Annotated in this window: 3 protein-coding genes; 1 reads left to right on the forward strand and 2 read right to left on the reverse strand. The window is 39.8% G+C overall.

The features are described from left to right. Positions 1-562: 562 nt before the first annotated feature. Positions 563-1,552, forward strand: a complete 990-nt coding sequence (locus VE944_RS14375) for a DUF1350 family protein (protein WP_324978084.1) — start codon at positions 563-565, stop codon at positions 1,550-1,552. 12 nt (positions 1,553-1,564) lie between these two features. Here VE944_RS14375 and VE944_RS14380 read toward each other — a convergent pair whose 3' ends face one another. After that, positions 1,565-2,563: a phosphotransferase enzyme family protein gene (locus VE944_RS14380; protein ID WP_324978085.1), complete on the reverse strand. Its 999-nt coding sequence runs from the start codon at positions 2,561-2,563 to the stop codon at positions 1,565-1,567. Positions 2,564-2,718: 155 nt separating this feature from the next. Continuing rightward, a complete protein-coding gene (gene argC, locus VE944_RS14385) occupies positions 2,719-3,708 on the reverse strand; it encodes an N-acetyl-gamma-glutamyl-phosphate reductase (protein ID WP_324978087.1) in 990 nt (329 codons plus the stop codon). Positions 3,709-3,936 lie beyond the last annotated feature (228 nt).

A 3,936-nucleotide genomic window follows, 5' to 3' on the forward strand; every position in this document is an offset into this window, starting at 1 on the left:
CTTGAGCTACTGTTCCCATATATGCTGCATGTTGAGGTTGCAGGCTGTCGAGAAATACGAAACTGCGTAGTTCTATTCCCAAGATTTTGCTCTCCAGTCATAAGGGTAAAAGTTATCTATTGCAAGATAGAAGCGCCTAATTTGGGGCATTTTTGCCACAAGTGCAGGATGGAAAAATACAAAGTAGAAAAATTTTGCTGTCGATAAATTTTACGCCTGAGAAGTATTCTGGCAGGAAAAACCGCCTTGACAATTGTACAAGCTTTATTACACACAAATCGCTGTCTGCAATGCCCAACTGGTCTTGATTTACTGATAAAGTTGATGTTACAAAAAAGTATTTACGTAAACTAAAGCAGAAAAAATCCACTGGACTTCTGTTGATATCTTCAAAATGCTGCCAAAATCGCAGCCAATCAAACTCACAGGGCTAGGATTCACACATTGACAAAGTAGGCAAATAGTGGTCTTGCTGGAAACAAGGAAATATCCGAAAATCAGCAACTTCAGTTTGGAGATTAAGTATACACCTACCAAAATGAGATGCACTCATTGCTAAATCATGGTAAATACAAATTTAAAACTAAGATTTAAACCCGTTTCTCACAGTTGGGTTGCTCTGCATCCACAGCCTAAAGGAGTAATTCAATTTATTGCAGGGGCTTTCTTTGGTACATTTGGCCCCATGATTTTTTATCGCTATCTGCTTCAATGCCTATATGAGCAGGGATATACAATTATTCTTTTGCCGTTTAATTTCACTTTTAATCATTATGTAGAAGCTGGTTTCCTCATGAGAGAGCAGTATGAAATTCTGCCAGAGCTTGTGAGGATGGCAAGTGTTGAAGGATATGATTATGAAGCCTATCTAGATGATAAAAACTTTTCTTGGATTGGACATAGCCTTGGCTGTAAATATATCTCCTTATTAGAAGGATTTACTGCTTTACCTCCAGAGCCTCAAGATAGAGAAGACTTTATTCGGAATCTGCTATCTTATACTTCGGATAACTCACAGATAGAAAATGTTATTGCAGACATTAACATTCTCTTTGAAGAACTTAAACGAAAAATTGTAGAAGATCGGAAACTAATTTACAGTTACGTAAATCGGGAAATAAAAATTAACAGTGTCTTTATTAAAGGACAAGTTTCTATCCTCTTAGCACCTGATATTAGCGATACAGCCAGCGCAATTCGTCCTCAGTTTTTAGCAGATATCATCGATAATCTTGGTTGGGGTGTGAAACCAACCCCTGAAGAAACCAAGAATTTAATCAAGGATAGTGGACTATTTAATATCATGGGTTTAGTTTGTTTTAAATCTGATAATATTGCTCAATTAACCTGTGAATGGTTTACTAAAACATTGAGAAAACCACCACAAGAATTTATTAATACCTTGGAAGGTGGACATTTAAAACCTCTAGGTATTCAACTAGGTAAATATATGATTAATCTTTTTAATAAACCTTTGGTTGAATCAGTTCAAGAGAGAAATAGAGGCTTTGAATCTCATATAATTCAATTGCTTGAAAAACTGAAAGGATAAATCAACTGACCGTCACCGACTACCTAAGTATTTATCAAACAAAAATGACTTGCCCTCAAGATACAGATGAAGGTGTTCTTTAACAATATACGGCACAGTTTCCGAAATCCACTTATGCTCTTGTAGATTATTCACATGAAAAGAAAGCACTTCAATCAGCGCCATGATAAAGAAACCTTCTGTAATCTGTAAGTAGTGTTCAGGTAGCTTACGGATAGCTTGATAGCCTTCAAAAAAGGAAGGTCTAACAGTGGGAAGTAAATATTGAAGCGAACTTGCAATATCGTAAAGATAATATCCAAAGCCACAGCGAGCAAAATCGATTGGACAGAATTCCTCGTTGTGCAATAGATAGTTGCCTTCATGAAGGTCAGCGTGAATCAGTCCCCAAACATTTTGTTTCTGACCAAGTGTTTCTATCATCCTTTGAACCTGGCAAGCTCCTACTTCGAGGGTCTTGTAGTCTTCATCTGAAATCAATTCTTGTAATACTGCTGGATAAAGAGCCGAGAGTGCTACTTGCAGCCGATTCTTATCATAGGCTGGGCGAACAAAGTTTTGTGGCAGTTGCCACTGACTACTATGCTGGTGCAATCGAGCTAACAACAAACCAAGTTGGTAAGCTTGTTGTGGAGTTCGTTCTGCGTTGAGGATGTTGCCATCAATCCAATGCAGCAGTGAGCAATAAAACACTTCTTCGGTTTCATCTGCCAAAACTTGAGTGAGCCATTTATCCTGTAGATTTTTTACTGGCTCCTGCACAACAACTTCTGTGTCATGATGCAAGGCATCAAGCCACAGTAGTTCTGACTCAATCACCTGTGGTTTTTCCCAAACATCGCCTTGGAGCGTAGATATTGGTCGATGAATACGGAGAAGAAATTTTCCTGCTTGTGTTTTTATACAGAAGGTTATACTTCCACTGTGACCTAAAAAACAACGCTGTCCTTGAGCCATACTATATTGGGTAAGGGCAGCTTTCACGATGTAATCATAGATATTATCCTGCATTTTTCCATAAAGTCTTGGTATATTACTCTAATTTTAACTTTATTCCGTATTAAGACATTTAGATGTCATCGGCATAGTGCTATTACCAAGAAGTAAACCAGATCGTACACTCAGAAAAGCTCAGAATTAGAGAAGTCGGTAATCTGAGCTTTTTGTTACAATCCCAATTCTTCTGGAAAGCCTAGCATGATGTTTAAGTTTTGGATTGCGGCTCCCGATGCGCCTTTGCCCAAATTGTCGAGACGAGCAACTAGCAATGCTTCTTTGGTAGTGTCATTGGCGAATACAAATACCTGAACAATATTGGTGCCGTTGATTGCGTTGGCGTAGCCCGTCGTAGACATCGCATCCAAAAATATTCCGTCTCGCAGCAGTGTAGAATCTTGGTAGGGAGCAACCTGGACAAATTTTTCACTTTGGTAGTAGTTAGCGATCGCTTGATGAATAACCTCACCTGATGGGGGATTATCCAAAGTCCCCAACGGCAAAGGCACTTGAACCAGCATCCCTTGCTCAAAATTTCCTACTGCCGGTACGAATAGCGGCGGCGATGCTAACTCTGAGTAATGATGCATTTCCTTGACATGCTTATGTCCAAACTGCAAACCGTAGATACCATAAGGATAGAGCGACTCTCCTCCAGCCTCCTGTTCATGGAAGGTATGGTATTGTTTGATCAGATTCTTTCCGCCACCAGAGTAACCTGACACTGCATTAACGGTGATGGGAAAATTACTCTTTAAAATTCCCTTGGCAATCAACGGACGGATACAGGCTAAAAAGCCTGTAGGATAACAGCCTGGATTGCTGACATACTGAGCGCTGGCTATTTTCTCTCGCTGTCCTGGATTTAGTTCAGGAAAACCATATACCCAGTTATTAGCTGTCCGATAGGCACTACTAGCATCAAGGATCTTAACCGTAGTACTACTTACTAAGCTAACAGCTTCGCGGGCTGCATCATCAGGTAGGCAGAGAATGACAACATCAACGGCATTAATTAATTTAGCTCGCTCAGTTGCATCCTTACGTTTAGATGCCTCAATGCTAACTAACTCGATATCATCCCGTTGATTGAGGCGTGAGTAAATATGTAAGCCTGTGGTTCCCGATTCCCCATCAATAAAAATTTTAGGTTTAGTAATCATGCGTCCAGCATCCTGATCTGTGAGTAGTATTATGCAGTAAATCAATTCATGCTGGTCAAATTACTTGCTTTTTGCTCAGTCAGGAGTTGATTTAGGGAGAAAGCCACGGCAAACGCATCTAAAGTATAAGAATCCTTCAACAAGGTTAAGGCGTTTAATTCCCCTGTCTAAAAAGGGTAGCACGTTCAGGGTAAGCGCGTTTCAAATAGCAGCGATCGCTTGATT

Source organism: Nostoc sp. (assembly GCF_035638895.1).
Taxonomy (GTDB): domain Bacteria; phylum Cyanobacteriota; class Cyanobacteriia; order Cyanobacteriales; family Nostocaceae; genus Nostoc.

Bases quoted from the DNA above. Each gene is read 5' to 3' on its own strand.
- VE944_RS14375 (WP_324978084.1), top strand. From the start codon at position 563: ATGGTAAATACAAATTTAAAACTAAGATTTAAACCCGTTTCTCACAGT.
- VE944_RS14380 (WP_324978085.1), bottom strand. From the start codon at position 2,563: ATGCAGGATAATATCTATGATTACATCGTGAAAGCTGCCCTTACCCAA.